This window comes from Acrocarpospora corrugata (genome assembly GCF_009687845.1).
GTDB lineage: Bacteria > Actinomycetota > Actinomycetes > Streptosporangiales > Streptosporangiaceae > Acrocarpospora > Acrocarpospora corrugata.
On the sequence record NZ_BLAD01000042.1, the window covers coordinates 162,533 to 188,778 of the forward strand.

The 26,246-nt window shown below is 68.9% G+C and carries 27 protein-coding genes; 9 read left to right on the top strand and 18 right to left on the bottom strand.

Annotation, left to right across the window (positions count from 1 at the left end; all coding sequences use genetic code 11):
- Nucleotides 1-45: 45 nt before the first annotated feature.
- Genes Acor_RS10400 through Acor_RS10415 form a run of 4 tightly spaced genes read right to left on the bottom strand, consistent with a single transcriptional unit; the run spans nucleotide 46 to nucleotide 3,328 of the window.
- Nucleotides 46-960: an ABC transporter substrate-binding protein gene (locus Acor_RS10400; protein WP_155336366.1), complete on the bottom strand. Its 915-nt coding sequence runs from the start codon at nucleotides 958-960 to the stop codon at nucleotides 46-48.
- Between the two features lie 37 nt (nucleotides 961-997).
- Complete coding sequence (locus tag Acor_RS10405) at nucleotides 998-1,660, bottom strand: ABC transporter permease (RefSeq protein WP_155336367.1); 663 nt, start codon at nucleotides 1,658-1,660, stop codon at nucleotides 998-1,000.
- Nucleotides 1,657-2,328 (bottom strand): ABC transporter permease, encoded by a 672-nt coding sequence (locus Acor_RS10410; RefSeq protein ID WP_246238548.1) that lies wholly within the window; start codon nucleotides 2,326-2,328, stop codon nucleotides 1,657-1,659. The genes Acor_RS10405 and Acor_RS10410 overlap by 4 nt, the downstream gene beginning before the upstream one ends.
- Nucleotides 2,321-3,328, bottom strand: coding sequence for an ABC transporter ATP-binding protein (locus Acor_RS10415; RefSeq protein WP_155336368.1), 1,008 nt, complete (start codon nucleotides 3,326-3,328; stop codon nucleotides 2,321-2,323). The genes Acor_RS10410 and Acor_RS10415 overlap by 8 nt, the downstream gene beginning before the upstream one ends.
- Nucleotides 3,329-3,546: 218 nt before the next feature.
- Between Acor_RS10415 and Acor_RS10420 the strand changes: the two genes are divergently transcribed.
- Nucleotides 3,547-5,004, top strand: a complete 1,458-nt coding sequence (locus tag Acor_RS10420) for a hypothetical protein (protein WP_155336369.1) — start codon at nucleotides 3,547-3,549, stop codon at nucleotides 5,002-5,004.
- A gap of 6 nt (nucleotides 5,005-5,010) precedes the next feature.
- Here the strand turns inward: Acor_RS10420 and Acor_RS10425 are convergent, their stop codons facing one another.
- The 5 genes from Acor_RS10425 to Acor_RS10445 are packed head-to-tail and all read right to left on the bottom strand — an operon-like array spanning nucleotide 5,011 to nucleotide 9,708.
- Entirely contained in the window at nucleotides 5,011-6,171 is a 1,161-nt protein-coding gene (locus tag Acor_RS10425; protein ID WP_155336370.1) for a lipid-transfer protein, read from the bottom strand.
- Between the two features lie 15 nt (nucleotides 6,172-6,186).
- Complete coding sequence (locus tag Acor_RS10430) at nucleotides 6,187-6,579, bottom strand: MaoC family dehydratase (RefSeq protein ID WP_281353194.1); 393 nt, start codon at nucleotides 6,577-6,579, stop codon at nucleotides 6,187-6,189.
- A complete protein-coding gene (locus Acor_RS10435) occupies nucleotides 6,579-7,496 on the bottom strand; it encodes a bifunctional MaoC family dehydratase N-terminal/OB-fold nucleic acid binding domain-containing protein (protein ID WP_155336371.1) in 918 nt (305 codons plus the stop codon). The genes Acor_RS10430 and Acor_RS10435 overlap by 1 nt, the downstream gene beginning before the upstream one ends.
- Nucleotides 7,493-8,647 (bottom strand): acyl-CoA dehydrogenase family protein, encoded by a 1,155-nt coding sequence (locus Acor_RS10440; protein WP_155336372.1) that lies wholly within the window; start codon nucleotides 8,645-8,647, stop codon nucleotides 7,493-7,495. The genes Acor_RS10435 and Acor_RS10440 overlap by 4 nt, the downstream gene beginning before the upstream one ends.
- Complete coding sequence (locus tag Acor_RS10445) at nucleotides 8,647-9,708, bottom strand: acyl-CoA dehydrogenase family protein (RefSeq protein ID WP_155336373.1); 1,062 nt, start codon at nucleotides 9,706-9,708, stop codon at nucleotides 8,647-8,649. Before Acor_RS10445 ends, Acor_RS10440 begins: the two co-directional genes overlap by 1 nt.
- A gap of 207 nt (nucleotides 9,709-9,915) precedes the next feature.
- Here Acor_RS10445 and Acor_RS10450 point away from each other — a divergent pair, with 207 nt between their 5' ends.
- From Acor_RS10450 to Acor_RS10465, 4 genes are all read left to right on the top strand, one after another.
- On the top strand, nucleotides 9,916-10,587 hold the full coding sequence (locus Acor_RS10450) for a TetR family transcriptional regulator (RefSeq protein WP_246238549.1): 672 nt from the start codon (nucleotides 9,916-9,918) through the stop codon (nucleotides 10,585-10,587).
- Between the two features lie 42 nt (nucleotides 10,588-10,629).
- Nucleotides 10,630-11,757 carry a steroid 3-ketoacyl-CoA thiolase gene (locus tag Acor_RS10455; RefSeq protein ID WP_155336374.1) on the top strand — a complete coding sequence of 376 codons (1,128 nt, stop codon included), beginning with the start codon at nucleotides 10,630-10,632 and terminating at the stop codon, nucleotides 11,755-11,757.
- A 261-nt stretch (nucleotides 11,758-12,018) separates the two neighbouring features.
- Nucleotides 12,019-12,999, top strand: coding sequence for an MBL fold metallo-hydrolase (locus tag Acor_RS10460; RefSeq protein ID WP_155336414.1), 981 nt, complete (start codon nucleotides 12,019-12,021; stop codon nucleotides 12,997-12,999).
- Between the two features lie 7 nt (nucleotides 13,000-13,006).
- The gene (locus Acor_RS10465; RefSeq protein WP_281353195.1) at nucleotides 13,007-13,702 is read left to right on the top strand and encodes a FadR/GntR family transcriptional regulator; all 696 of its coding nucleotides are present in this window, start codon (nucleotides 13,007-13,009) and stop codon (nucleotides 13,700-13,702) included.
- A 71-nt stretch (nucleotides 13,703-13,773) separates the two neighbouring features.
- On the opposite strand, the gene Acor_RS10470 is transcribed toward Acor_RS10465, so the two are convergent.
- The 8 genes from Acor_RS10470 to Acor_RS10505 form a co-directional block, all read right to left on the bottom strand.
- On the bottom strand, nucleotides 13,774-14,253 hold the full coding sequence (locus tag Acor_RS10470; protein WP_155336376.1) for a hypothetical protein: 480 nt from the start codon (nucleotides 14,251-14,253) through the stop codon (nucleotides 13,774-13,776).
- Between the two features lie 168 nt (nucleotides 14,254-14,421).
- Entirely contained in the window at nucleotides 14,422-14,826 is a 405-nt protein-coding gene (locus Acor_RS44190) for a C40 family peptidase (RefSeq protein WP_246238551.1), read from the bottom strand.
- 755 nt (nucleotides 14,827-15,581) lie between these two features.
- On the bottom strand, nucleotides 15,582-16,415 hold the full coding sequence (locus Acor_RS10480) for an amidohydrolase family protein (RefSeq protein WP_246238552.1): 834 nt from the start codon (nucleotides 16,413-16,415) through the stop codon (nucleotides 15,582-15,584).
- Nucleotides 16,408-17,337 carry an aldo/keto reductase gene (locus Acor_RS10485; protein ID WP_155336378.1) on the bottom strand — a complete coding sequence of 310 codons (930 nt, stop codon included), beginning with the start codon at nucleotides 17,335-17,337 and terminating at the stop codon, nucleotides 16,408-16,410. Before Acor_RS10485 ends, Acor_RS10480 begins: the two co-directional genes overlap by 8 nt.
- On the bottom strand, nucleotides 17,337-17,639 hold the full coding sequence (locus Acor_RS10490) for an L-rhamnose mutarotase (RefSeq protein WP_155336379.1): 303 nt from the start codon (nucleotides 17,637-17,639) through the stop codon (nucleotides 17,337-17,339). The genes Acor_RS10485 and Acor_RS10490 overlap by 1 nt, the downstream gene beginning before the upstream one ends.
- A 3-nt stretch (nucleotides 17,640-17,642) precedes the next feature.
- Nucleotides 17,643-18,389 carry an SDR family NAD(P)-dependent oxidoreductase gene (locus Acor_RS10495; RefSeq protein ID WP_155336380.1) on the bottom strand — a complete coding sequence of 249 codons (747 nt, stop codon included), beginning with the start codon at nucleotides 18,387-18,389 and terminating at the stop codon, nucleotides 17,643-17,645.
- Nucleotides 18,386-19,696 carry an enolase C-terminal domain-like protein gene (locus tag Acor_RS10500; RefSeq protein WP_246238553.1) on the bottom strand — a complete coding sequence of 437 codons (1,311 nt, stop codon included), beginning with the start codon at nucleotides 19,694-19,696 and terminating at the stop codon, nucleotides 18,386-18,388. Before Acor_RS10500 ends, Acor_RS10495 begins: the two co-directional genes overlap by 4 nt.
- Nucleotides 19,693-20,544 (bottom strand): fumarylacetoacetate hydrolase family protein, encoded by an 852-nt coding sequence (locus tag Acor_RS10505; protein ID WP_155336381.1) that lies wholly within the window; start codon nucleotides 20,542-20,544, stop codon nucleotides 19,693-19,695. Before Acor_RS10505 ends, Acor_RS10500 begins: the two co-directional genes overlap by 4 nt.
- Nucleotides 20,545-20,756: 212 nt before the next feature.
- On the opposite strand from Acor_RS10505, the gene Acor_RS10510 reads away from it, so the two are divergent.
- Nucleotides 20,757-21,959: a cytochrome P450 gene (locus tag Acor_RS10510; protein ID WP_155336382.1), complete on the top strand. Its 1,203-nt coding sequence runs from the start codon at nucleotides 20,757-20,759 to the stop codon at nucleotides 21,957-21,959.
- Between the two features lie 3 nt (nucleotides 21,960-21,962).
- On the opposite strand, the gene Acor_RS10515 is transcribed toward Acor_RS10510, so the two are convergent.
- Entirely contained in the window at nucleotides 21,963-22,967 is a 1,005-nt protein-coding gene (locus tag Acor_RS10515) for a GDP-mannose 4,6-dehydratase (RefSeq protein ID WP_155336417.1), read from the bottom strand.
- 252 nt (nucleotides 22,968-23,219) lie between these two features.
- Here Acor_RS10515 and Acor_RS10520 point away from each other — a divergent pair, with 252 nt between their 5' ends.
- The 3 genes from Acor_RS10520 to Acor_RS10530 are packed head-to-tail and all read left to right on the top strand — an operon-like array spanning nucleotide 23,220 to nucleotide 26,245.
- On the top strand, nucleotides 23,220-24,449 hold the full coding sequence (locus Acor_RS10520) for a glycosyltransferase family 4 protein (RefSeq protein WP_174876130.1): 1,230 nt from the start codon (nucleotides 23,220-23,222) through the stop codon (nucleotides 24,447-24,449).
- 18 nt (nucleotides 24,450-24,467) lie between these two features.
- Nucleotides 24,468-25,187 carry a class I SAM-dependent methyltransferase gene (locus Acor_RS10525; protein ID WP_281353197.1) on the top strand — a complete coding sequence of 240 codons (720 nt, stop codon included), beginning with the start codon at nucleotides 24,468-24,470 and terminating at the stop codon, nucleotides 25,185-25,187.
- Nucleotides 25,184-26,245 carry a glucosidase family protein gene (locus Acor_RS10530; protein WP_155336384.1) on the top strand — a complete coding sequence of 354 codons (1,062 nt, stop codon included), beginning with the start codon at nucleotides 25,184-25,186 and terminating at the stop codon, nucleotides 26,243-26,245. The genes Acor_RS10525 and Acor_RS10530 overlap by 4 nt, the downstream gene beginning before the upstream one ends.
- The last annotated feature ends 1 nt before the right edge of the window (nucleotide 26,246 follow it).

Genomic DNA, 26,246 nt, shown 5'->3' on the forward strand with positions numbered 1-26,246 from the left:
GAGGAACCCTAGCCCTCGGGTGAGGGCCAGGGTTCCGGTGGTGGGTTAGAGCAGGCCGTTGGCAGTCAGCCAGTCCTTGGCGACGACCGGCGGGTCGTCCTTGTCGACGGCGATCTTCTTCATCATGTCGAGCAGGCCCTGGGTGGTGAGCTTGGACGAGATGGCGTCCAGGGTGGACTTCACGGTGTCGTCCACGCCGGCCTTGAAGACCAGCGGGGTGACGTTCTCGGCCGCGAAGGCGCTCTTGTTGTCCTCAAGGGAGACCAGGTCGTTGAGGATGATCTTGGGGTCGGTGGTGAAGACGTTGCCGACCTGGATGGTGCCGCTCTTGATGGCGTCGGCGGTGGTGGCGCCGGTGGGCTCCCACTGCTTGAACTCCAGGCCGTAGACGGTCTTGAAGTTCTCCTCCTGGCGCTCCTTGAACTCCGGCGGGCCGCCGACGATGAAGTCCTTGGAGACCTTGGCCAGGTCCTCGATGGTGGTCAGGCTGTTCTTGGTGGCGGTCTCCTTGCTGACCGTCAGCGAGTTGTTGTCCTGGGCCGCCGCGGGGGCCAGAACCTGCAGCTCGGGCGGGAGTGCGGTGCCCAGCGCGGCCACCACGTCGGTGGTGCTCTTGGCGGTGGCGTTCTTGTCGACGAAGGCCAGCAGCGAGCCGATGTACTCCGGCAGGATGGTCAGGCCGCCGGTCTTGATCTGGTCGTAGACGATCTCGCGGCTGCCGATGTTGGGCTTCTCGGTGACGGTGACGCCCTTGGCCTGGAGGGCCTGGGCGTAGATGGAGGCCAGCAGCACGCTCTCGGGGAAGTCGAACGAGCCGATGGTGACGCTGGCGGCGGCCGGCGCCGAACCCCCCGTACTGGCCGCCGTGGTCGGAGTGGCTTGAGTGAGCGGATCGGATCCGCCGCCGCACGCGGACAAGGCGAACACCGCGGCGACCGCGGTGGCGATGAGACGTTTCACGGGATATTCCCTTCGAAATCGGGAGGTTAAGTAGAGATTAGCGGACCTGGCGCACCCCCGGCGAGACGATCACCCGGTGCAGCAGCGCGAAGCCGAACTGCACGGCCAGCGCCAGCAGCACGACGAGCACCGCTCCCCCGAAAACACTGGGGTAGTCCTTGGTGGCCAGACCGTCGATGATGTAGCGGCCGAGCCCGCCGAGACCCACGTACGCGGCGACGGTGGCCGTGGCCACCACCTGGATCGCGGCCAGCCGCAGCCCCAGCAGGATCAGCGGCAGCGCGACCGGCACCAGCGCCCGGAACAGCACCTGCGGCCCGCGCAGGCCCATCCCGTATGCGGCGTCCCGCAGATCGGCGTCCACGCCCCGGATGCCCTCGTAGGTGTTGACCAGGATCGGCGGGATCGCCAGCGCCACCAGCGGGATCAGCACCGGCCAGATGGTGCCCACCCCGATCAGCAGCACGACCAGCACCAGCAGGCCCAGCGTCGGCAGCGCGCGGGCCGCGTTGGCGGACAGCACCACGATCACGCCGCCCCGCCCGGTGTGCCCGATCAGCAGCCCCAGCGGCAGCGCGATCAGGGCCGCGATCGCGAAGGCCAGCACCGAGAACTCGACGTGCTGGAGCAGCCGGACGGGGATGCCGTCAGAACCCGACCAGTTGTCCGGGTTACCGAAGAAGTCGATCAGCCAGTTCACGCCGACCTCCGGGCCCGCGACCACGGCGTCAGCAGCCGTTGCAGCGCGATCAGCACCAGGTCGGCGCCGACGGCCAGCAGCACGATCAGGGCGATGCCCACGATGATCGGCGTGTAGAACTGCCGCTGCCAGCCGTCGGTGAAGAGCGCGCCCAGGCCGCCCTGGCCGATCAGCGCGCCCACGCTGACCAGGCTGATGCTGGCCACCGTGGCCACCCGGACCCCGGCCAGCACCACCGGCGTGGCGATCGGCAGCTCCACCTGCAGCAGCCGCCGCAGCGGCCGGAAGCCCATCGCGACCGCCGACTGCCGGACGTGGTCGGGCACCGAGGTCATCCCGTCCACCACGGCCGGGATCAGCACGGCCAGCGAGAACAGGGTGAGCGGGATGATCACCGTGGTCTGGGTGAGCCCGGTGACCGAGAGCAGGATGGAGAACAGGGCCAGCGACGGCATCGCGTAGACGATGTTCATCACGGCGGTGGCGGGCTGGTAGAGCAGCCGCCAGCGGGCGCAGGCCAGGCCGATCGGCAGCGCCAGCAGCAGCCCGAACAGGACCGGCGCGAACGCCATCACGACGTGGTTCTCCAGCAGCGTCCTGATCGCCAGCGGGCTGCCGTTGTCCCAGTTCCTGGCGATCCAGTCCCAGCGGACCAGCGGCTCATCCACGCGCGACCCCCGACACGGCGGCGTCCAGCGCGTCCCGGCCGAGCACGCCGAGCACGCCGCCGTCGCCGTCCACCGCGACCGCCAGGCCGTTGGCCGACAGCAGCGACGCGTCCAGCGCGGCCCGCAGCGAGTCCGTCGCCGGGTTGAAGCTCCCGTACGGCCGCAGCCCGCCGTCCAGCTTCCACCCCACCGGCTTGCCCTCCGCGAGCACCAGTTCCGGCGGCGGCGGGCTCAGCGGCACGTCCGCGGCCGGGATGAACGACAGCCGGCGGATGCCCCGGTCCCGGCCGAGGAACCCGCGGACGAAGTCGTCGGCGGGCTCGCTCAGCAGCGTGGCCGGGTCGCTGATCTGGGCCAGGTGCCCGCCCACCCGGAACACCGCGACGGTGTCCCCCAGCTTGACGGCCTCGTCGATGTCGTGGGTGACGAACACGATCGTCTTGTGCAGTTCGGACTGGAGCCGGAGCAGCTCCTCCTGGAGGCTGGCCCGGACCACCGGGTCGACCGCGCTGAACGGCTCGTCCATCAGCAGCACCGGCGGATCGGCGGCCAGCGCCCTGGCCACCCCCACCCGCTGCTGCTGCCCGCCGGACAGCTGGAACGGATACCGCCTGGCCAGCTTCGGGTCCAGCCCGACCCGCTCCAGCAGCTCCATGGCCCGCGCGCGGGCCTTCTTCCGGTCCCAGCCCAGCAGGTACGGCACGGTGGCGATGTTGTCCACGATCCGCCGGTGCGGGAACAGGCCGGCCTGCTGGATGACGTAGCCGATGCCGCGCCGGAGGGTGGCCGGCTCGATCGCCTTGACGTCCTGGCCGTCCAGCAGGATGCGGCCGGCGGTGGCGTCGATCATCCGGTTGATCATGCGCAGCGAGGTCGTCTTGCCACAGCCGGAGGGCCCGACGAAGACGGTGATCGTCCCGCTGGCCGCCTCCAGGCTGAGGTTGTCCACCGCCACGGTCCCGTCCGCGTAGCGTTTGGTGACGCCATCAAATGTGATCACTCGTGACCTCGTCCCGGCAGTTGATCTCAGTGAGCCAGCCTACGAGGAGGCTGTCAGTTCTGTCGCCCAGGGCATCCGAATTGGAACTTTCGAAATGATCTATCGATAACCCGCCTCAAATATCCAATCAAAAAGACCGCTATATAGTGCGCCGAAGGTCCCCCGCTTGGCATGATTGCTCCTACGATCCCTCCACAGGAACCCCAGAGGTACCGGCCGTGACACAACCGCTCACCGGTCATCGCTCGCGGAGCGATCTGATCGCCGAGCTCTACGAGCGTCACGCCGCCGGGCTGTTCGCGTACTGTCACGATCAGCTCGGTGAGACCGCCTCCGCCGCCGACGCCCTGGTGTCCGTGCTCACCAGCGTTCCCGGCAGCGAGCCGCAGCGTGCCGCTCTGTACGCGCTCGCCCGCCGCGAGATCTACCGTCGCGACGTCAGCTACGCCCTGCCCGCCGTCGACTCGGTGGCCGACCCGGCGACCGCGCTGATCGAGCGCGTGTTCCGGGACATCCGGCCACACCAGCGCGAAGTGCTCCTGCTGTCCGCCGTCTGCGGGCTGAGCGTCAACGAACTCTCCTGGGTGCTCGACGTGGCCGTCGACACCGCCACCGAACTGACCAGCAGCGCGCGTAACCGGTTCGCCCAGACGCTGGCGACCGCGGTGCACGCCGCCGGTGAGGCCCCGTTCGTCCCTGCGGACGTGGCCGAGATCTACGACGCCATCGGCGTCGCCCCGATCGAGGACGTGCTCGCGCGGCTGCCGTGGCGGCAGCCCGCCCACGGTGTACGCCAGCGCGTGCTGTCCGCGCTCCCTTTTGAGGAGCCGACGGCGGCCAAACCCCCGGGGTTGATCACCAAGAAGTTATGGCCGACCACACCGGTGTGGCCGCTGCCGCTGAAGGACCCGGACCAGGTCAGCAACGCGTGCGTGGTGCAGTCCGAAGGACTGGCCGCACCGGCGGAGACCAAGACGGCGGAGACCAAGCCGCCGGGGCGGCGTCGGCATGAGGCGCTGACCGAGCCGATGCCGCGGATTCGCGGGTCGATCATGCGGGTGCTTTCGGACACCAAGCCGAGGCGCAGGCGTGCGCTCGGCGCTCCCGTCGCGCCGGCCCGGCCGGTCGACCAGGTGGAGGCGCTGGTCGAGGAGGGCCTGGCGACCTTCGGCAAGATGGAGTCGTTCGACGCCTTCACGCCGGCCGAGACCGAGGAACCGGCGACGCCGGAGCCCGAGGTCACCCCGGAGGCCACCGACAAGGCCGTCGAAGCCGACGAGGCTGTCGAAATCGCAGAGGTCGGCGAAGCCACCAAGGCCGAGACGATCGAGAAGGTCGAAACCCTCGCCGCCCTCGGCACCCCCGAGGTCGAGCGGGACGAACTCGTGCTCACCGAGCCGGTCAGGCTCGAGGCCACCCTTCCGGTGCGGGACGACGACGACTTCCCCGCCGGCACGACGACGGTCGACCAGACGCCGAGCGCGCTCGCGCGGGCCGTCCAGACCGGGGACATCACGCCGCCCGAGCGGCGCAGGCGGGTGCGCAAGCGCAAGCAGCGGCCGGTCAAGACGGGAGACAGGCACTACGACTGGCTCTGGGAGCTGGTCGGGTTCATCATCTGCCTGGCGATCGCGCTGCTGGTCTTCTTCTCGGTGCCGACGCTGGTGACGCCCTAACCCCTGCTAACCCCTGCTCAGGATCAGGCCGCTGGTCGGGACTCCGGTCCCGGCCGTGACCAGCACGTTCTCGACGTCGCTGACCTGGTTCACCGAGGTGCCCCGGATCTGGCGCACGCCTTCGGCGATGCCGTTCATGCCGTGGATGTAGGCCTCGCCGAGCTGCCCGCCGTGCGGGTTGACGGGCAGGTGGCCGTCGATCTCGATGCCGCCGTCGCGGATGAAATCCTTGGCCTCGCCGCGCGCGCAGAACCCCAGTTCTTCCAGCTGAGTCAGGACGAATGGGGTGAAGTGATCATAAAGAATGGCGGCCTGGATATCCGCCGCGCTAAGGCCCGAGATTTGCCACAATTTCCGGCCGACGACGCCCATCTCGGCCAGGCCGGTCATGTCATCGCGGTAGTAGCTGGTCATCATCATCTGCCCCGCGCCCGCGCCCTGCGCCGCCGCCGTGATCATCGCCGGGGTCCGCCTGAGGTCGCGGGCCCGCTCCGCCGAGGTCACGACCAGGGCCACCGCGCCGTCGCTCTCCTGGCAGCAGTCCAGCAGGTGTAGCGGCTCCACGATCCACTTCGACGCCTGGTGATCGTCCAGCGTGATCGGCCGCTGGTAGAACCAGGCCGCCGGATTGCTCGCGGCATGCCGCCGCATCGCCACGGCCACCCGCCCGAAGTCCTCGGATTTAGCGCCATATTCGTGCATATAGCGCTGCGCGAACATGGCCACCCACGCCGCCGGCGTCATCAGCCCGTACGGCACATGCCAGCTCATCTCCAGCCCCTGCGACGAGGGCTCCCCGCTGAGCCGCGCGTCCGGCTGCCCGAACCTGCGCCCGGAACGTTCGTTGAACGCCCGGTAGCACACGACCACCTCCGCCGCGCCCGTGGCCACCGCCATCGCGGCGTGCGCGACCGTGCCACAGGCCGCGCCGCCGCCGTAGTGCACCCGGGAGAAATAGGTCAGGTCGCCGATGCCGACCTCGCGGGCGAGGGCGATCTCCTGGTTGCTGTCCTGGGTGTAGGTGACCAGCCCGTCCACGTCCGCGGGGGCGAGCCCGGCGTCGTCGAGGGCGGCGAAGACCGCTTCCGCGGCCAGTTGCAGTTCGGACCTGCCGGAGTTCTTGGAGAACTCGGTGGCGCCGATGCCGGCGAGAGCCGTACCGGTCAATGGAGGACCTCTCGTTCAGAGGGAGAAGCGAACACTACCGGTGGCATGGGCGCCGAGCGAGACTGCGCCACGCACGTCGACCAGGCAGGTGTCGCCGTCGCGTTCGGCCACCGTGCCGCTGAAGGTGAGAGTGTCGCCCGCGTACGCCGGGACGCCGAGTTTGACGTTGATTCCCCTGATCAGAGCTTCCGGCCCGGCCCAGTCGGTGACGAAACGCTCGACCAGCCCCATCGTGGTCAGGATGTTGAGGAAGATCTCCCTGGAGCCCTGGGCGCGGGCCAGCTCGACGTCGTGGTGGACCGGGGTGAAGTCGCGGGTGGCCAGCGCGGTCGAGATGATGAAGGTCGGGGTGAGCGGGATCACCAGCCCGGGGAGGGCGGTGCCGACGGTCATCTCCAGGGTGCGCATCAGGACTCCCGGTGCTGGACGGGCGTCCACATGGGGAGGGTCAGCTCGTCGTCCATGACGTGGTAGGCGACTCGCACGGGCATGCCGATCTCCACCTCCGCTGCTGCGCAGTCGACCACGTTCCCCACGATACGTACCCCTTCCGGCAGTTCCACCACAGCGACCACGAAGGGCGTTTCGCGGCCAGGAACCGGCGGGTTGTGGTGCACCACGTAGCTGTAGACCACGCCGGTCCCGGCCGCCACCGCGTACGTGCGCTCGGTGGAGCGGCACGACGGGCAGAGGGGTCCCGGCGGATGCCGCAGTTCACCGCAATCGCCGCACTTCTGGATCCGGAGCTCTCCGCTTCTGGCACCCTCCCAGAAGAAGGCCGTGTCCCTGTTCTGGGCCGGGCGCAGGGGGTACGGCTTCCGCTCCTCGGAGGGGGATCTTTTCTCCCGGGGGCGGAACTTCAGCAACCTGAAGATCATTTCTGCGACCGGTTCGTCCTGTGCGTACCAGGTGACGTTCCAAGTCACGAAATATCCGTCGCCGAGGGCGGTTTTCTTGGGTCCGGCCAGGTCGGTCAGCCGGGTGGCGGAGGTGAGCTCGTCGCCGGGGACGACGTGGCGGTGGTAGGTGTGCTCGCAGTTGGTGGCGACAACGCCGGTGTATCCGGCCTCGGTGAGGGCGTCCAGCAGGTCGTCGAGCGGGACCCTGATCCGGCGGGCGGACGCGCGGTCCAGGCCGTACATGCTCCAGACCTGGATCATGGCGGGCGGGGCGATCGCGTCCTGGCCCCGGTAGCGCGGGTTGGCGTCGCCGATCGCCTCGGTCCAGTGGCGGATCATCGTCTGGTCGACCGGGCTGGCCGCGGGGAGCCGGGGGCCCTCGCCTTCGGCGGCGACCTTGGCGGCGAGCGCGTGCAGGTCGGTCATCGGGGTGGCCTCGGCAGGCCGAGACCGAGCATGGCGATCAGTTCGCGCTGCACCTCGTTGACGCCACCGCCGAAGGTGAGCACGATCCCGCCCTTGACGCCGCGGTCCACCCGGTCGATCAGGTCGCGGGTCTCCTCGTCGGCGGGGTCGCCGAACCTGGCCAGGGCCTCGCCGACGATCCGGCCGACGTCCTGCATGCGCTCGGAGCCGTAGATCTTGGTGGCGGAGGCGTCGGGGGCGCCCAGCCAGCCGAGGTCCATATTGGCGGCGACCTGCCAGTTGAGCAGCTCGTTAGTCCGGAAATATGCGTATATATGGGCCAGAGCCCGGCGGACGGCCGGCTGTTCGATCGTCCCGGTGTTCCGGGCCCAGCGCTCGAACCTGAGGTACGTGTGCGCGATGTTGCCGGCCGGACCCAGCGTCACCCGCTCGTGGTTGAGCTGGTTGACGATCAGGTCCCAGCCCTTGTTCTCCTCGCCGACCACCATGCCGACCGGCACCCGGACGTCGGAATAGTAAGTCGCGTTGGTGTGGTGGCGGCCGTCCATCGTGACGATCGGCGTCCAGGAGAACCCGGGGTCGTCGGTGGCGGCGATCATCATGGTGATGCCCCGGTGCTTCTTGGCGTCCGGATCGGTACGGACGGCCAGCCAGATGTACTGCGCGTAGTGCGCGCCCGAGGTGAAGACCTTCTGCCCGTTGACGAGGTAGTGGTCGCCGTCCAGGACCGCCGTGGTGCGCAGCGACGCCAGGTCGGTGCCCGCGCCCGGTTCGCTGTAGCCGATGGCGAAATGGCAGTCCCCGGCAAGGATCCGGGGCAGGAAGAACTCCTTCTGCCCGGGCGTACCGTACTGCATCAGGGTCGGGCCGACCGTCTGCAGGGTGATGATCGGGTACGGGACCTCGGCGCGGGCGATCTCGTTGGCGAAGATCTGCTGTTCCAGCGGGCCGTAGCCGCGGCCGCCGTACTCGGCCGGCCAGCCCATGCCGAGCATGCCGTCCCGGCCGAGCCGCCGGCAGTGCTCCATGTACGCCTTGCCGAAGGGGTCCTCGGCGATGTTGCGGCGGTCCTCGGCGGTCAGGCAGGCGCTGAAGTAGTCGCGCAGTTCGTCGCGGAGGGCCTGCTGCTGGGCGGTGAGTTCGATGAACATCAGACCAGGGCTCCGATCAGGTTCAGTTGGGCCTCCGCGCCGCCGATCAGGTGGGCGGCGTGTTTGCCCCAGGCGAAGTAGCGGTGCAGCGGGTAGGACACGTCGAGGCCGATGCCGCCGTGCAGGTGCTGGCAGGTGTAGAGGGCGCGGAGCGCCGAGTCCGCCGTGTGCAGGGCGGCGATCGCGAGATCCTCCTCGGCGGGCAGGCCCTGGGCGAGCCGCCACGCGCCGGACCAGACGGCGACGTCGAGGACTCGGCCGGCGATGTAGACGTCGGCGATCTGGACCGTGACCGCCTGGAATTCGGCGAGGGCGCGGTCGAACTGGCGGCGGGTCCTGATGTACTCGGTGGTCAGTTTGAGCGCGCCGGACAGGACGCCCGAGGCGGTGGCGGTGATCGCGGCGAGCGCGTTGAGCCGGAGCGCGTCGTGCGCCCGGGTGTCCCCGACGGGTTCGCCGGGGGTGTCGTTGAGGGTGATCACCGAGCCGGGCTCGCCGGTGGAGAGCGGGGTGCCGGTGATCTCCACGTCGGCCGGGTCGACCAGGTAGAGCCGAACGCCGTCGCCCGTATCCGCTGAAACCAGGATTTTTGCGGATTCGCGGGCGTAGGAGATGAGGCTCTTGCGGCCGGTCAGCCGGTCGCCGGTCGCCGTGGTGCGCGGGCGGTCGTGGAGGTCGGCGCCCGGTTCCCTGAGCGCGTAGGTCAGCACGATCTCGCCCTCGGCGAGCGGGGCGAGGGCCTCCCGCTGGGCGTCGGTGCCGTGCTGGGCGATGGTCAGACCGGCCACCAGGCTGGCCGCCAGCGGGACCGGCGCGACCCGCGCGCCCGCCTCGCGCAGGATCACCGCCAGTTCGACCGGGCCGAATCCGGCGCCGCCCGCCGAATCCGGCAGGCAGATGCCCAGCAGCCCGGCTTTGGCCAGGGCCCGCCAGAGCTCCGCGTCGTACGGGCTGCCGCCCTTCTCGTGGGCCTCCAGCCGGGCGGGGGTGACCTCCCGGGTGAGGAGGTCGGCCGCGAGGGTGCGGATCTCGGTCTGCGTCTCGTCCAGATTGAAGTCCACTAGCGCTCCCGGTTGTGCTGGCTCACAGGCGTCCCGGATTCAGGCCAACCGAGAGGCAAAGTAGAACAGATTCTAATCCGTGTCCAGAGCAAGCGCTGGGTTGCACGGTTGACATGCGGATGAAACGTGAAAGACATGCATGTGCACGGTGGGTTGTGACTGATGAGTAACCATCCGGGTGAAATGGAAATCAGATAACGTGTTCTCATGCGCTCATCGCGTGTCGCCACGGGGGGTCCGGCGGGAGACCTCGGCGTTGATCCCGTGCCCAGCCAGGCTCCCTCGCCCGCTCTCGGCGTCCGCACCCGCAGTCAGCATCAGCGGCGTAAGCGGATCGTCCAGGCGGCCGGGGCGCTCGCTTCGCGTGGCGGGGTCGAGGCGATGCAGATGCGTACCGTCGCGGAGCGCGCGGGTGTCGCGCTCGGCACGCTCTATCGCTACTTCCCGTCCAAGATGGATCTCGTCGTGGCGGTGGTCGGCGAGGAGATCGATCTGCTCGAATCGAGCATCGAGCGGCGTCCGCCGCAGGCGGCGACCCCTGCGGGGCGGGCCGTCGACGTGCTGATGCGGGCTACCCGGGGGTTGATGCGTGAGCCCGAGCTGGCGGACGCGCTGATCCGGTCGTTGATCATCGCTGAGGTGGACACGCCGTTCGGGGATCGCATGACCGGGCTGCTGCTGCGGGTCGCGGCCGACGGGCTGACGCCGGAGGACGCCACCGAGGAGCAGTTCGCGCTGGCGGGGTCGCTGTCCAGTGTGTGGGTGCACGAGTTGCTGGAGATGCTGCGCAGCCGGCGTACCTATGACCAGATCCAGCGGCGGATCGAGATCGCGGCCGGGCGGCTGCTGGCGGACTTCCGGACTACCGGTCCAAAGTAGAACGCGTTACATTCCTTCCAGAGCGATGTTCTGGAGGTCTGTATGGGCACGCCGGTGATCGTCGACGCGGTCCGGACGCCGATCGGCAAACGCAACGGGTGGCTGGCGGGGGTGAAACCGCAGGCTCTGCTCGCGGCGGCGCTCAGTGGGCTGGTTCGGCGGTCCGGGGTCGATCCGCTTTCTGTCGGGCAGGTGTTCGCCGGGTGTGTGACCCAGGCCGGGGAGCAAGGGGGGCATGTCGGGCGGCATGCGTGGCTTTACGCGGGCTTGCCGTACCAGGCCGGGGTGACCACCGTCGACGCGCAGTGCGGGTCGTCGCAGCAGGCGGTGCACCTGGTCGCGGCCCTGATCCAGGCCGGGGTGATCGACGTCGGGATCGCCTGCGGGGTCGAGAGCATGAGCCGCCAGCCGCTCGGCAGCAACGTCATCCCCGCTCAGCCCCGCCCCGACGACTGGCGAATCGACCTCCCCGACCAGTTCACCGCCGCCGAACGCATCGCCAGGCGCCGGGGCCTCACGCGGGACCGGCTGGACGCCTTCGGCGCCCGATCCCAGCAGCTGGCCGCCAAAGCCTGGGCCGACGGGCGGTTCGAGCGCGAGATCCTGCCCGTCGACACCGAGCACGGCCCGATCACCAAGGACCAGGGCCTGCGCGAGACGACGGTCGACGGCCTGGCCCGGCTCAAGCCCGTGCTGGGCGAGGAGTCCATGCACACGGCCGGCACCTCGTCCCAGATCTCCGACGGCGCCGCCGCCGTCCTCCTGATGAGCGAGGAAGCCGCCGCCCGCCAGTCCTTACGCCCCCGCGCCCGCATCCTCGCCCAAGCCCTGGTCGGCTCCGAGCCCTACTACCACCTCGACGGCCCCGTGGACGCCACCGCCAAGGTCCTCGCCCAGACCGGCATGTCCATCTCCGACCTGGACCTGTTCGAAGTCAACGAGGCTTTCGCCTCAGTCGTCCTGTCCTGGAGCACGGTCCACCGCCCCGACCTGGCCCGCGTCAACCCCAACGGCGGCGCCATCGCCCTCGGCCACCCGGTCGGCGCCACCGGCGCCCGGCTGATCACCACCGCCCTGCACGAACTGGAACGCTCAGACACCAGCACCGCCCTGATCACCATGTGCGCCGGCGGCGCCCTCTCCACGGCCACCATCCTGGAACGCCTCTGAGACCACGCCAATCAGGCCGTTAAGCTTGCCCTCCCAAGGAGAACAGAACAATTCGGGGGAAATGTGGACCTGGAGGACCTCAGCCAGGAAGGCCACCGCCGGCTCTCAACGAGCGCCGATCGATCCGAGGGCCACGCGGACCTGGATGACCCCTCCCACGAAGGCCGCGACCAACTCTCAATGAGAGCCGAACGATCCGGGGGAAATGTGGGGGAAGACCGCGTCAGTTCGCGGCGGCGGGCGTACCGCGATCAGCGGCCGATGGACGTCGGCGGGGGTGTGTGGAGTGTCCCGGTGCCGATTCCGGGGAATCCGCTGGGTTACACGCTGGTCTACGCGATCGAGTCGCCCGGCGGGCCGGTGCTGGTCGACGCGGGGTGGAACCATCCGGATGCCTGGCTCGCTCTGACCGACGGGCTGGCGGCGGTCGGCATGGATGTCGCGGATGTGCGTGGTGTGGTGGTCACGCACTATCACCCGGATCATTCTGGGCTGGCCGGTCAGGTGCGCGAGCGTTCCGGCGCGTGGATCGCGATGCACGAAGCGGACATCGCGTTGGTCAAGCTGTTCCGTGACGTGGTGACGGACGGAACCCACAAGGACTTCCAGAGCGACATGCTGCGCCGGGCGGGAGCCGACAGCCACGAAGTGGCCGAAGCCGTCGCCATGCGCCCAGAACCTCCCGCTCTCCCCGATCTCGCCCTGACCGACAGAGACCTGATCGACCTCCCCGGCCGGCGGCTGCGCACGATCTGGACCCCCGGCCACTCCCCCGGACACATCTGCCTGCACCTGGAAGACGCCGACCGCCTCTTCACCGGCGACCACGTCCTCCCCGACATCACTCCCCATATCGGGATTTATCCGTATGACCGGAGCGACGTCGATCCGCTCGGTGACTTCATGACGTCGCTGGAACGGGTACGGGAATTCGGCCCGATCGAAGCGCTCCCCGCCCACGAAGCCCGATTCGCGGATGTTTCCTCCCGAGCCGCGGAGATCTGTTCCCATCACGAAGAGAAGCTTGAGCACCTGCGCGCCCTGATGGCAGCCGACCCCCAGCCGCGCACCATCTGGGAGCTCGCCGCCCGGATGACCTGGAACCGGCCATGGGATCAGCTCCCCGCGATGCTGCGCGGCATGGCCGCCGGAGAGGCCGCGGCACACCTCCGAACCCTCGAAGTTCGCGATGTGATCGAACGCACAGCAGATGCGCCGGTCCGGTTCGTCATACACTCGTAGACATCGGATGTCTAAGGGTGGGGTGCGTAGCGTGGCGGTTACCGACGCGGCGATCGACAGAATCAAAGACATGATCATCACAGGCGAGCTGACTCCAGGAGACCGGCTCCCCAAGGAGGCCGACCTCGCCGAACGGCTGGGCCTGTCCCGCAACTCCCTCCGCGAGGCCGTCCGCGCCCTCGCCCTGATCAACGTCCTGGACGTACGGCAAGGCGACGGCACCTACGTCACCAGCCTGGAGCCCCGCCTCCTCCTGGACGCCCTCTCCTTCGTCGTCGACTTCCACCGCGACGACACCGTCCTCCAGTTCTTCCAGGTCCGCCGTATCCTCGAACCCGCGGCCACCGCGATGGCCGCCACCACGATGTCCGACGCCGACATCGCGGAACTCCGCAAAATCCTGGACGCGCTCCCCGCCAACCCCAGCATCGAACAGCTGGTCGCCAACGACCTCGAATTCCACCAGCGCATCGCCGAAGGCTCCGGCAACGCCGTCCTCTGCTCCCTGATCGAAAGCCTCTCCGGCCCCACCACCCGAGCCCGCGTCTGGCGCGGCCTCACCCAGGAAAACGCCCCCAGCAAAACCCTCGACCAGCACTACGCCATCTACGAGGCCATCGCCGCCCGCCAACCCGAAATAGCCAAATCCTGGGCCACCGTCCACATCGCCGGCGTCGAAGAATGGCTCCGCCAAGCCCTCTAACCCGCTAGAAGCCCGCACACGCGTGCGGGCTTCCCTGATCGGGCGACGATGCGAGCACCTCAGTTCCGCTGTCAGAACTTGCCGTGCACCGTGTTGCTGCGAGCGGACCTGAGGGTGTTTCCCGACGGGTTGAGCAGACGGGCGCCGACGTAGATGTCATCGACTTCGCCGTCGAACACGCCCGAGTCCTCGTTCAGTGTCGTGCCGCGCTTGAAGTAGTAGTACGTGTGGAGTTCCATGCCCTGGTCCGTGACGTCGTACCCCCTGAAGAAGTCGGGACCCCAGCGGACATTGTCGCTGGCCGGGTCTTCGCCCCAGATCCTGAGGACGATCGGGTGGCCGGCGTTCTTCAACTGCTGAGCCTGGGCCGCGGTCATGACGATCACGACATCGATGTTGACCTTGAAGTAGTCGCCGGGCTGTTTGGTGATGGCGATGACCGCCGAGTCGGCCGCGGCTGTCGCCGGGGTGGCGGCGAACCCGAGCCCGAGCAACGCCGCGACGGCACCGAACGCGACACCGCGCCCGATCCGCGAAATAATCTTGTTCATTTGAGTTCCCCTAAGAAGGATGAGCTGTTTCATCCCTTAGGCGTTCCAGGCCGTCCCAACACAGGGACATTCCGTTCCATTTCGGGAGCGTCAAGGAACTACCGGTTCACTTGACCGCGGGCTTCGTGGATGCAGCGCACGACTCCATGCGCTTCACCGCAGTCCAGGTCACTTCGTGTGCGAGGAGGGGCGGGTGGCTCCCCGGTAGATGGACATGTAGTGCTTGGAGTTGAGGACCTTCACCTTGCGGACTACGTCGCCGGTTTTGGGGGCGTGGATCATTGTGCCGCCGCCCACGTACATGCCGACGTGAGCGGGGTGGGCGGCGGTGCCGCCGAAGAACATGAGGTCGCCTGGGCGCAGGTCTTTGACGGCCACTCGACGGCCCTCGCGGATTTGGGTGCCGGTGTAGTGCGAAAGGTCGACTCCGGCCTTCGCCCAGGCGGCCATCACGAGTCCAGAGCAGTCGAAGCCGACTCGAACGGCTCCTCGACCGATTCCCCGGCTCGGCCCGTTGTCGTTCCCGCCGCCCCAGGTGTACGGCGTCCCAAGCCATCCCTTGACCGCAGCCACCGCTACCTCCCAAGGCTGCCTGGCCTTCGTTGTCGAACTCGCCGAAGGCTTCTCGGCACCCCCCGGCTTTCGGTCGGCCTCAGGTTTCTCGCGGAGCTCTGGCGCCCGCGTGTTCTCGGGATTCTTGTTGATTTCTGGTTTCTCGCCGGAATCGGGCGGTGGGACGGGGTGCTGGGGAGGGCATGCGCGCTGACGACCGAATGGAATTGTTTCGGCGGGAGCATTTCGGGGATCGGCGTCGTAAAAGAATCGGGCGGTGAGCATATTCCACCAATAGGCCTGCCGTTCCGCCCAGTCCTCCCAATGTTCGTCCCAACTGGACCACCAGTCGTCGGACTGATCGGATTTCACGCTGAAGACGTCAGGGGCTACCCATGATCGATCGGGATAGGGCTGGTCGGCGGCGCAGTGGCGGGTGGGGACCTCGTCCCCGGTGGGGATGGCGAGGGCGACGCCGACTGCTGTGGAGACGGCGAGGAGGGTGGGTAGCACGGACTGCTCCTGGGCTTGGATGGGAAACCGAGCCCAAGAGTGCAACCGAGCGGCCATGCGCCAAGTGGCCGAGCGGGATTCTGTGGATGAGTGCTTGGGGGAAGATATCGGGCACTCATTGATGAAATTGCGAAAGCCCTGTTCGGGCGGTGTTGAAGAAGATCCGTATTAGGAGTTGCCGAATGGGTTATCCACAGGAACGTAGCCGGCAGTCCTTTCGCGCGGCTCGAAACGGCTGCGGCGGACCGTGAACCCAGTCGCCGTCAGCTGGTTAGGCCGTATACGGATTCGGCGGTGGATTTGAAGATCTGGGTGTGGTCGGTGGGGGTGAGGGAGCGGGCCAGCGCGGTCACCTGGGAGTAGGTGGCGGCGAGTTCGCAGACCGGCCAGTCGGAGCCGAACATCACCCGGGAGGAACCGAAGGAGTCCAGGACGTGTTCGGCGTAGGGGGCCAGATCGGCGGGGGTCCAGTCGGACCAGGAAGCCTCGGTGACCAAGCCGGAGAGTTTGCAGCTGACGTGCGGCAGTTTGGCCAGTGCCGCCAGCGCATCGGACCACGGGTTCAGCTCGCCGGAAGCGACGGGGGGTTTCGCGGCGTGGTCCAGGACGAAGCGGAGGTCGGGGAGGCCGGCGACCACCTCGCGGGCGACCGGCAGCTGCGGAACCAGGACGAGCAGGTCGTAGACGAGGCCGGCGGCGGCCACGGCGAGCAGGCCACGGCGGACGTCGGGGCGGGCGAACCAGTCGGGGTCGGGTTCGTCCTGGACCTGGTGGCGGATTCCGACGAGGAGGTCGCCGCCGGGCAGGGTGCGAAGGCGGGCGAGCTGGTCGGACACGTCGGGCGCGGTGAGGTCGACCCAGCCGACGACGCCGCGGATGAGGCCGTCAGAGGCGGCGGCGAGAGAGAGGAACTCTTCGGTCTCGGTGAGGTCGCTGACGGTCTGCACGAGGACGGTTCCAGTGATCCCGGCGGCGGACGTCTCCCGGCGCAGGTCCTCGACCCCGTACGCCCGCCGCAACGGCGCCAGCGCCTCCCCCGCCATCCACCCGTAGACCCGACGAGCCGGATCCCACAGATGATGATGCGCGTCAATCACGCTCGACCCCCGCCAGCTCGTCCCAGAGCTCGTCCGGAACCGGCGAAGCCACCAAGGCCATGTTCTGCCGTACCTCATCCGCCGACCGCATGCCGATCACGACCGACGACACGGCCGGATGCCGCAACGGGAAGGCGAGCGCGGCCTGCGGCAACCTCACCCCGTACTTCTCGCAGATCCGGGCCAGCAGACGCGCCCGCTCCAGGAGCGCGGGAGCGGCCGGCACGTAGTTGTAGGTCCCCTGAGGGTCATGCGTGGCCAGTATCCCGCTGTTGAACACCCCGCCGGCCATCACCGAAACCCCACGCTCCACGCAGAGCGGCAGCAGTTCGGCCGCCGCCGACTGGTCGAGCAGCGTGTAGCGCCCCGCCAGCAGGATCGTGTCGACCTCGGTTTCCCTGACGAAGTCGGCGAGCATCGGCCACTGGTTCATCCCGACGCCGATGGACTTGATCAAGCCCTCCGCGCGGAGTTCGGCCAGCGCGGGGATGGCCTCCCCGACGGCTTCCTTCCAGTGGTGGTCGGGATCGTGGAGCAGCGCGACGTCGACGTGGTCGAGCCCGAGCCGCTCCAGCGACTCGGTCAGCGACCGCCGTATCCCGTCCCGGGAGAAGTCCCAGACCCGGGTGTGGGTGGCCGGCACGTCGAAGCCCTGGTCGTCCTTGCCGACCGGGTCGCATGGTTCGAGCAGCCGCCCCACCTTCGTGGACACCGTGAACTCGGCACGCGGCCGGTGCCGGAGCGCCTCGCCGAGACGGCGCTCGGACAGGCCGAGGCCATAGTGGGGGGCGGTGTCGTACCAGCGGATACCGCAATCCCAGGCCGCGTCGAGGGCGGCGGCGGCCGTCTCGTCGGTCAGCGCGGTGAACAGGTTCCCGATCGGCGCGCACCCGAAGCCGTACTGCGTCACGTCAACCCCCATCACATTTCCCAAACCTGGTGGAGCCCGCCGTTGCCGGGGTCGAAGTCGCCGTCCAGGAACCGGTTCATCCGGGCCTGCCACGCCTGGTTGGCCGGGCTGTCGCGGAGCTTGGCCTGGAGTATGGCGTAATCTTCCACCTCCACGTAGTGGAAAAGCTCCCGCCCGTCCCGCCAGATCCGCCAGCAGTGCACCCCGAGAGCGCGCATCTCGGCCTCAAGCTCGGCCGGGATGACGGCGTGCTCGCGGTCGTACTCCTCCTCGCAGCCGGCTTTGAGCCGGGTGTGCAACGCGATCCGCTGCATCTTTCAGCCCTTGGGGCGGAGCCGGAGGCCCTGCATGCCGCCGTCCACGGCCAGCGAGGTCCCGGTGGTCGCGGCGGCGAGCGGGCTGGCCAGGTAGGCGATCGCGTGCGCGATCTCTTCGGCGTTGACCAGGCGGCCCATCGGCTGGCGCGCGTTGAGTGCGGCCCGCTCGGCCTCGGGGTCGGCGGCGGCGTCGAGCAGCCGGCCCACCCAGGGCGTGTCCGCGGTGCCGGGGTTGACGCAGTTGACCCGGATGCCCTCGCCGACGTGGTCGGCGGCCATCGCCAGCGTGAGCGACAGCACCGCGCCCTTGGTCGCACTGTAGAGCGCCCGCTGCGGCAGCCCGGCGGTGGCCGCGATCGAGCAGGTGTTCACGATCGCGGCGTGATCGGACTCCCGCAGGTACGGCAGCGCCGCCCGCGCCACCCGCACCATCCCGACCACGTTGACGTCGAGCACCCGCAGCCACTCATCGTCGGGATTGTCGGCGATGGTGCCCGCCGCCCCGATCCCGGCGTTGTTGACAACGATGTCCAGGCCACCGAAATGCTCGGCAACGGCGGCGACGGCCGCCCGCACCGAGACGTCGTCGGTGACGTCGGCCTTGACCCCGAAGAAGGGTTCGCCCGGCGGGTTGACGTCCAGGCACGCGACCCGCGCGCCACGCTCGGCCAGCAGCGTCGCGGCGGCCAGGCCGATGCCCGAGCCCCCGCCGGTGACCAGCGCCACCAAGCCGTCGAATTCACTCATGAGGCCCTCCAGACCGGCCCGTCCGGGTACGAGTAAGCCGCGATCGACTCCGGATGCATCGTCGCGCTGAAGCCGGGCTTGGTCGGCACCCGGTAGGCCCCGTTCTCCACCACGACCGGATCGACGAAGTGCTCGTGCAGGTGGTCGACGTACTCGATGACCCGGTCCTGCATCGATCCACTCACCGCGACGAAGTCGAAGAACGACAGGTGCTGGACGAGCTCGCACAGGCCGACGCCGCCGGCGTGCGGGCAGACCGGGATGCCGAACTTGGCGGCCAGCAGCAGGATCGCGATGTTCTCGTTCACCCCGGCCACCCGGGCCGCGTCCAGCTGCAGGTAGGAGATGGCGCGCGCCTGCAGCAGCTGCTTGAAGACCACCCGGTTCTGCACGTGCTCGCCGGTCGCGACCGGGATCGGGGCGATCGCCCGCGCGATGGTGGCGTGCCCGAGCACGTCGTCGGGGCTGGTCGGCTCCTCCACCCACCACGGCTGGTACGGCGCGAGCGCGTCGATCCACCGCACCGCGGTCGTGGTGTCCCACCGCTGGTTGGCGTCGATGGCGATCGGGAACCCGTCGCCGCACACCTCCCGGGCGATCCGCATCCGCCGGATGTCGTCGTCCAGATCGGCGCCCACCTTGAGCTTGATCTGCCCGAACCCGTCCTGGATCGCCTGCAGGCAGAGCCGCCGCAGCTTCTCGTCGTCGTATCCGAGCCAGCCCGGCGACGTGGTGTACGCCGGATACCCGCTCTCCAGCGCCTGCGCGATCCGCTCCTCGCGCCCCGGCACGGCCCGGCGCAGGATCTCCAGCGCCTCCTCCGGGGTGAGCTCGTCGGTGAGGTAGCGGAAGTCGACGAGATCGATGATCTCCTCGGGCGACATCTCGGACAGCAGCAGCCAGACCGGCTTGCCCTCCCGCTTGGCCCGCAGGTCCCAGAGCGCGTTGACGACCGCGGAGATCGCCATGTGCATGACGCCCTTCTCCGGGCCGAGCCAGCGCAGCTGGGAGTCGTAGGTCATCTCCTTGTAGATCGCGCCGAGGTCGCTGACGTCCCGATCCAGGATGTACGGCTCAAGCGCCCGGATCGCGGCGGTCTGGATGTCGTTGCCACGCCCGATGGTGAACGCGAACCCGTGCCCCTCCAGCTCGCCGTCGCCGATGATCACATACGACGCCGAGTAGTCGGGGTCGGGGTTCATCGCGTCGGAGCCGTCCAACTCCAGCGAGGTGGGAAAGCGGATGTCGAAGGTCTGGAAGCTCGTGATCGCCCGCGTGGACGGGAGAAGAGGCGCCGGCTGGATCACGCCTGACCCACCGTCTGCCGCTGCCGACCAAGTCCGTCGATCTCCAACTCCATGACATCGCCCTCGCGTAGGTAGGGAAGCCCGCCGAGCGCCACGCCCGCCGGGGTTCCGGTGTTGATCAGATCACCGGGTTCGAGCACCATGAACCGGCTCAGGTACCGGACGATCTCGGCCACCTCGAAGATCATGTTCTTGGTGTCGCCGTTCTGCCGGGGCTGGCCGTTCACCCAGAGCCGCAGGCCGAGATGCTGCGGGTCGGCCACCTCGTCGGCGGTCACCAGCCACGGCCCGAGCGGGTTGAAGGTCTCGCAGGACTTGCCCTTGTCCCACTGGCCGCCGCGCTCCAGCTGGAACTCGCGCTCGGAGACGTCGTTGGAGATCGCGTAGCCGGCGATGCAGTCCAGCGCGTCCTGGTGCGAGTCCAGGTAGCGGGCGGTCCGGCCGATTACCACGGCCAGTTCGACCTCCCAGTCGGTCTTCAGGCTGCCACGCGGAATCAGTACCTCATCAAAAGGTCCGACGACTGTGTTGCTGGCCTTCATGAAGACGACCGGTTCCGCGGGCGGCTCCGCGCCGGACTCCTCGGCGTGGTCCCGGTAGTTCAGCCCGATACACACGACCTTTCCCGGCCGGGCGATCGGTGCGCCAATCCGCAGTCCGGCCCCGTCCAACTCCGGAAGGCCACCTTCGGCCACCGCCGTCCGAATTCGGGCGATCCCGTCGGAGGCGAAGAAACTGCCGTCAAAGTCCTCGCCAGCAAGAAGATCTCCCAGGTCGAGCAGGCGGCCATCGTCCGCCAGCACGGCAGGCCTCTCCCCACCTCTGTCGCCAACTCGAAGTAGCCTCACAACGCCCCCTATACATCCGATGTTTTCATCAGAAAGAGTGCCGGGCGACGGTCCTATGTGTCAATACGGACCCAAGATAAGACATCGGATGACCTTTTGGGCGGTATGCTGCCGCCTTGACGTTGCCACCTGCTCGTAATAGAACACGTTTCAGTAAACGAAACCAAGCGCTTGATCAGTCTGGTCCTCTTCGACAAACTCGGGTGATTCGCATGCACATCGACCTCGTCAATCAGGACCAGTACGCCCGTAGCGGCGTCCCGCACGACCAGCTCAGCTGGTTGCGGGAGAACGCCCCCGTCTACTGGCACGACGGCGACGCCGAGCGCGGCTGGCCCGGCTTCTGGGCGCTCACCAAGCACGCCGACGTGGTGCACGTCTCCCGCAACAGTGACCTGTTCTCCTCGGCCCGGCGGCTCGCCCTCTTCAACGAGGTCCCCGACGCGCAGGTCGAACTCCAGCGGATGATGATGCTCAACCAGGACCCGCCGGAGCACACCCGCCGCCGCTCCCTGGTCAACCGCGGCTTCACCCCGCGCGCCATCGCCAAGCTGGAAGAGCACATCCGCGAGATCTGCCACAAGCTCCTGGACGAGGCCCAGGCCAAAGGCGAGGTCGACTTCGTCCGCGATATCTCCGCGCCGCTCCCCCTCTACGTGATCTGCGAGCTGCTCGGCGCCCCCGTCGAGGACCGCGACAAGATCTTCGAGTGGTCCAACCGGATGATCGGCTCGGAGGACCCCGACTACGCCAACAGCCCCGAGGAGGGCGGCGCGGCCGCGATCGAGCTCTACTCCTACGCCAACGAGCTGGCCGCCTCCCGCCGCGAGGACCCCAGGGACGACATCGTCACCAAGCTGCTCCAGCCCGACGACGGCGGCGAGGTCCTGGCCGAGGACGAGTTCGACCTGTTCGTCCTGCTGCTGGTGGTGGCCGGCAACGAGACCACCCGGAACGCGGCCTCCGGCGGCATGCTCACCTTCTTCGAGCACCCCGCCGAGTGGGCCAAGCTGGTGGCCAACCGCGCGCTGGCCCGCCCGGCCTCCGACGAGATCGTGCGCTGGGTCTCCCCCGTCAACCTCTTCCGCCGTACGGCGACCACCGAGACCTCGATCCGGGGCCAGCGCATCGCCGAGAACGACAAGGTCGTCGTCTTCTACTCGGCCGCCAACCGCGACCCCGACGTCTTCGCCAACCCCGGCATCTTCGACATCGCCCGGGACCCCAACCCGCAGATCGGCTTCGGCGGCGGCGGCGCCCACTTCTGCCTCGGCAACCACCTGGCCAAGATGGAACTCCGCGTCCTGTTCGAGGTCCTCGCCGAACGCGCCCCCGGCATCCAGCAGTCCGGCCCGGCCGCCCGCCTCCGCAGCAACTTCATCAACGGCATCAAGGCCCTTCCGGTCACCCTCTGAGGGCTACGGCCAGGAACTGTCCTGGTCGGGGTCGCCGCCGTCGGTGAGGAGGCGGAGGTCGGATTCGACCATGAGGGAGATCAGTTCCTCGAACGGCATGGTGGCCTCCCAGCCGAGCTGGGTTCTGGCCTTCTTGGGGTCGGCGCAGAGCAGGTCCACCTCGGCCGGGCGGTGCAGGCTCTGGTCGGCGATGACGTAGTCCTGCCAGTTGAGGCCGGCCGCGCCGAAGGCGGCTTCGACGAGTTCGCGGACCGACTGGGTGCGGCCGGTGCCGATGACGTAGTCCTCGGGCTTGTCGGCGCTGAGCATCAGGTGCATGGCGCGCACGTAGTCGCCGGCGAACCCCCAGTCGCGGCGGGCCTCCAGGTTGCCGAGGCGGAGTTCGGCAGCCAGGCCGAGTTTGATCCTGGCGACGCCGAGGGAGACCTTCCTGGTCACGAACTCCGCGCCGCGGCGGGGGGACTCGTGGTTGAACAGGATCCCGGAGACGGCGAACATGCCGTAGGACTCGCGGTAGTTCTGGGTGAGGAAGTGGCCGTACGCCTTGGCCACCCCGTACGGCGAGCGCGGGTGGAAGGGGGTGCGCTCGGTCTGCGGGGTCTCCCGTACCTGGCCGAACATCTCCGAGGAGGACGCCTGGTAGAACCGGATGGTGGAGGAGGCGCCGCTGATCACCCGGATCGCCTCCAGCATGCGGAGCACGCCCATGCCGGTCACCTCGGCGGTGAGCTCGGCCTGCTCCCAGGACATCGGGACGAAGGAGATCGCGCCCAGGTTGTAGACCTCGTCGGGGCGGACCCGTTCGACCGCGGAGATCAGCGAGCCCTGGTCGAGCAGGTCGCCGCGGGCCAGCCGGACGTCGCCGAGCAGGCGGCGCAGGCGGGAGACGCGGGGGTTGGCCTGGCCGCGGACGAGGCCCCAGACCTCGTAGCCCTCGGACAGCAGGTGTTCGGCGAGATAGGAGCCGTCCTGACCGGTGATGCCCGTAATCAGCGCACGCTTGGCCAACACGTCCTCCCTCTGCTGATGTGGTCCGCCTGTGGACAGAATGTACCGCTCTGCCGCTATCTGAGCGCAGCCCGGGGTAGAACATGTTTCACCGAACCATGTTCGGCTAGGCTGCTATCCAGTCGCGACAGCGCAAATGTGACAGCAGAGACAAGGTCTCCTTACCTGGCACCCTCCACCGCAAATGGGAGGGATTGCAAGCTAAGGTCATCTTTGTGGCGCCCCGGACCGGGGCCGGAAAGGGGTGCTCCCTTGGCGGAGAGGCTGCGCGTCGCGCTGCTGTCATATCGCAGCAAGCCCACCTGCGGCGGCCAGGGGGTCTACCTCCGGCACATCAGCCGGGAACTGGTCGCCCTCGGGCACCACGTGGAGGTCTTCTCCGGCCAGCCGTACCCGGAGCTGGACGAGGGCGTCATCCTCAACAAGATCCCGAGCCTGGACCTCTACAACGACGACGACCCCTTCCGCACCCCGCCGCTGAAGGAGTTCCGGGACTGGATCGACGTCCTGGAGGTCGCCACCATGTGGACCGCCGGCTTCCCCGAGCCGCTGACCTTCAGCCTCCGGGCGCACCGCGAACTCAAGAAGCGGGTCGGCGACTTCGACGTCGTCCAGGACAACCAGACGCTCGGCTACGGCGTGCTCGGCATCCAGAAACTCTTCCCGGTGGTCGGCACCATCCACCACCCGATCAGCGTGGACCGCAGGATCGAGCTCAAGGCCGCCAAGCGCTGGAAGAAACTGTCCATGCGCAGGTGGTACGGCTTCGTCCGGATGCAGGCCCACGTGGCTCCCCGGCTGAGCCCGATCCTGACCGTGAGCGAGTCGTCGGTGGCCGACATCCACCGGGACTTCAACGTGCCGCAGGCGAACCTGCGCCTGATCCCGCTCGGGGTGGACACCCGCTTCTTCCACCCGCGCCCGCAGCTGCCCAGGCGGCGCGGCTCGATCGTGGCCGTGGCCAGCGCGGACTCGCCGATGAAGGGCGTCGCCACGCTGCTGCGCGCGGTCGCCAAACTCGCCACCGAGCGGGACGTGAACCTCACCGTGGTGAGCCGTCCGACGCCGGGCGGGCCGACAGAGAAGCTGGTCACCGAGCTGTCGCTGCAGGATCGGGTCACCTTCGTGCACGGCATCTCCGACGAGGAGCTGGCCGAGCTGATCGCGACCTCGGAGATCTCGGTGGTGCCGTCGCTGTACGAGGGGTTCTCGCTGCCGGCCGTGGAGCACATGGCGTGCGGCACGCCGCTGGTGGCCTCCCGTACGGGGGCGCTGCCCGAGGTGGTGGGGGACGCCGCCGTGCAGGTCGCGCCGGGTGACCCCGAGGAACTGGCCGGGGCGCTGCGGCGGCTGCACGACTCGGCCGAGGAGCGGGCGGCCGTCGGCAAGCGTGGCTATGACCGGGTGATGGAGCGGTACGCCTGGCCGGTGGTGGCCCAGCGCACCGTGGAGGCCTACCGCGAGGCCATCGCCGCTCGTTGACACTTGAATATCTGGAGGGTGCACGTGCTGACCGTCGACTTCGACAAGCTGCCGGTGGGGCCGGGTAATCGTGTCCTGGACCTGGGCGCGGGCGGCGGAAGGCACGCCTTCGAAGTGCTGCGCCGGGGAGCCGACGTGGTCGCGTTCGACCTGGACGCGGGCGAGATGGAGAAGGTGGCCGCGATGTTCGCGGCCATGGACAAGGAGGGCGAGGTCCCGGGGGGCACCGTCGCCGAGACCGTGGTGGGGGATGCGCTGGCCATGCCGTTCCCTGACGGGCACTTCGACCGGGTGATCGCGTCGGAGGTGCTGGAGCACATTCCGGATGACCTGGCCGCGATGCGGGAGATCGTCCGGGTGCTGAAGCCGGGCGGGCGCCTGGCGGTGACCGTGCCGAGTTTCCTGCCGGAGCGGGTGTGCTGGGCGCTGTCGGAGGACTACCACACCGCCCCCGGCGGACATATCCGGATTTATACCCTGGCGGAGTTACGGGCGAAGCTGAAGTCGTCCGGGCTGGAGGTCGGCGGGCATCATCACGCGCACGGGCTGCACACGCCGTACTGGTGGATCAAGTGCGCGGTCGGGGTGAACGACGACCGGCACCCGCTGGCGAAGGCGTACCACGAACTGCTGGTCTGGGACATCATGAAGCGGCCCGCCGCGACCCGGATCGCGGAGGCCGTGCTGAACCCGCTGATCGGCAAGAGCGTGGTGGTCTACGGCCGGAAGCCCGCATGATCCCGGCCGTACCCGGCGTGATCAGCGCCGAGCAGGTGCGGCGCACGGCGGAGAGCATCGCGGCCATCCAGGACGCCGACGGCGGCATCCCGTGGCCGGAGGGCCACGTGGACGCCTGGAACCACGTCGAATGCCTGATGGCGCTCACCGCGGCGGGCCTGCGCGCGCAGGCCAGGCAGGGCTTCTCCTGGCTGGTACGGCACCAGCGCGCCGACGGCTCCTGGCCGATGAAACTCCGCGACGGCGTCCCCCTGGAGGGCGGCGGCGAGTCCAACCACGCCGCGTACGCGGCCGTCGGCGTCTGGCACGACCTGCTGGTCACCGGCGACAAGGCGTTCGCCCGCGCGATGTGGCCGGTGGTCGCCCGCGCCCTGGACTTCGTGGTCGGCCTGCAGACCCGGCGCGGCGAGATCGTCTGGGAACGCGACGCGCACGGCGACCCGGCCCCCTACGCCCTGCTCACCGGCTGCTCCTCGGTCTACCAGGGCCTGCGCTGCGGCGTCGCGCTGGCCGAACGCCTGGGCGACCCCCGCCCGGAGTGGGAGCTCGCCGCCGACCACCTCGGCCACGTCCTGCGCGAGCACCCGGAGGCGTTCGCCGACAAGAGCCGCTTCTCGATGGACTGGTACTACCCGGTGCTCGGCGGCGCGGTCCGCGGCTCCCGGGCCACCCGCAGGATCGAGGAGGAGTGGGACGTCTTCGTGGTGCCGGGACTGGGCATCCGCTGCGTCTCCGACCAGCCCTGGGTGACCGGCGCCGAGTCCTGCGAGCTGGTGCTGGCCCTGGACGCCGCCGGCGACCGGGAGCGGGCCCTGAAGCTCTTCACCGACATGCAGCACCTACGCCACGACGACGGCTCCTACTGGACCGGCTGGCAGTTCGTGAACGAGAAGCACTTCCCGCACGAACGCTCCGCCTACACGGCGGCGGCCGTCATCCTGGCCGCGGACGCGCTCTCCGGCAGCACCGGCGGCGCGTCCATCTTCCGTGACGCGGGCGAACACGCCGCCGACCGCGCCCCCACGGGCTGCGGCTGCGAACGGGTGCCCAGCCTCTAGC

Coding starts and splice junctions, on each gene's coding strand:
- Acor_RS10450 (WP_246238549.1), top strand. CDS start 9,916: ATGCGCTCATCGCGTGTCGCCACGGGGGGTCCGGCGGGAGACCTCGGC.
- Acor_RS10430 (WP_281353194.1), bottom strand. CDS start 6,579: ATGCGCACCCTGGAGATGACCGTCGGCACCGCCCTCCCCGGGCTGGTG.
- Acor_RS10460 (WP_155336414.1), top strand. CDS start 12,019: ATGGACGTCGGCGGGGGTGTGTGGAGTGTCCCGGTGCCGATTCCGGGG.
- Acor_RS10465 (WP_281353195.1), top strand. CDS start 13,007: ATGTCTAAGGGTGGGGTGCGTAGCGTGGCGGTTACCGACGCGGCGATC.
- Acor_RS10530 (WP_155336384.1), top strand. CDS start 25,184: ATGATCCCGGCCGTACCCGGCGTGATCAGCGCCGAGCAGGTGCGGCGC.
- Acor_RS10485 (WP_155336378.1), bottom strand. CDS start 17,337: ATGGGGGTTGACGTGACGCAGTACGGCTTCGGGTGCGCGCCGATCGGG.
- Acor_RS10495 (WP_155336380.1), bottom strand. CDS start 18,389: ATGAGTGAATTCGACGGCTTGGTGGCGCTGGTCACCGGCGGGGGCTCG.
- Acor_RS10470 (WP_155336376.1), bottom strand. CDS start 14,253: ATGAACAAGATTATTTCGCGGATCGGGCGCGGTGTCGCGTTCGGTGCC.
- Acor_RS10510 (WP_155336382.1), top strand. CDS start 20,757: ATGCACATCGACCTCGTCAATCAGGACCAGTACGCCCGTAGCGGCGTC.
- Acor_RS10490 (WP_155336379.1), bottom strand. CDS start 17,639: ATGCAGCGGATCGCGTTGCACACCCGGCTCAAAGCCGGCTGCGAGGAG.
- Acor_RS10435 (WP_155336371.1), bottom strand. CDS start 7,496: ATGACCGACCTGCACGCGCTCGCCGCCAAGGTCGCCGCCGAAGGCGAG.
- Acor_RS10455 (WP_155336374.1), top strand. CDS start 10,630: ATGGGCACGCCGGTGATCGTCGACGCGGTCCGGACGCCGATCGGCAAA.
- Acor_RS10440 (WP_155336372.1), bottom strand. CDS start 8,647: ATGTTCATCGAACTCACCGCCCAGCAGCAGGCCCTCCGCGACGAACTG.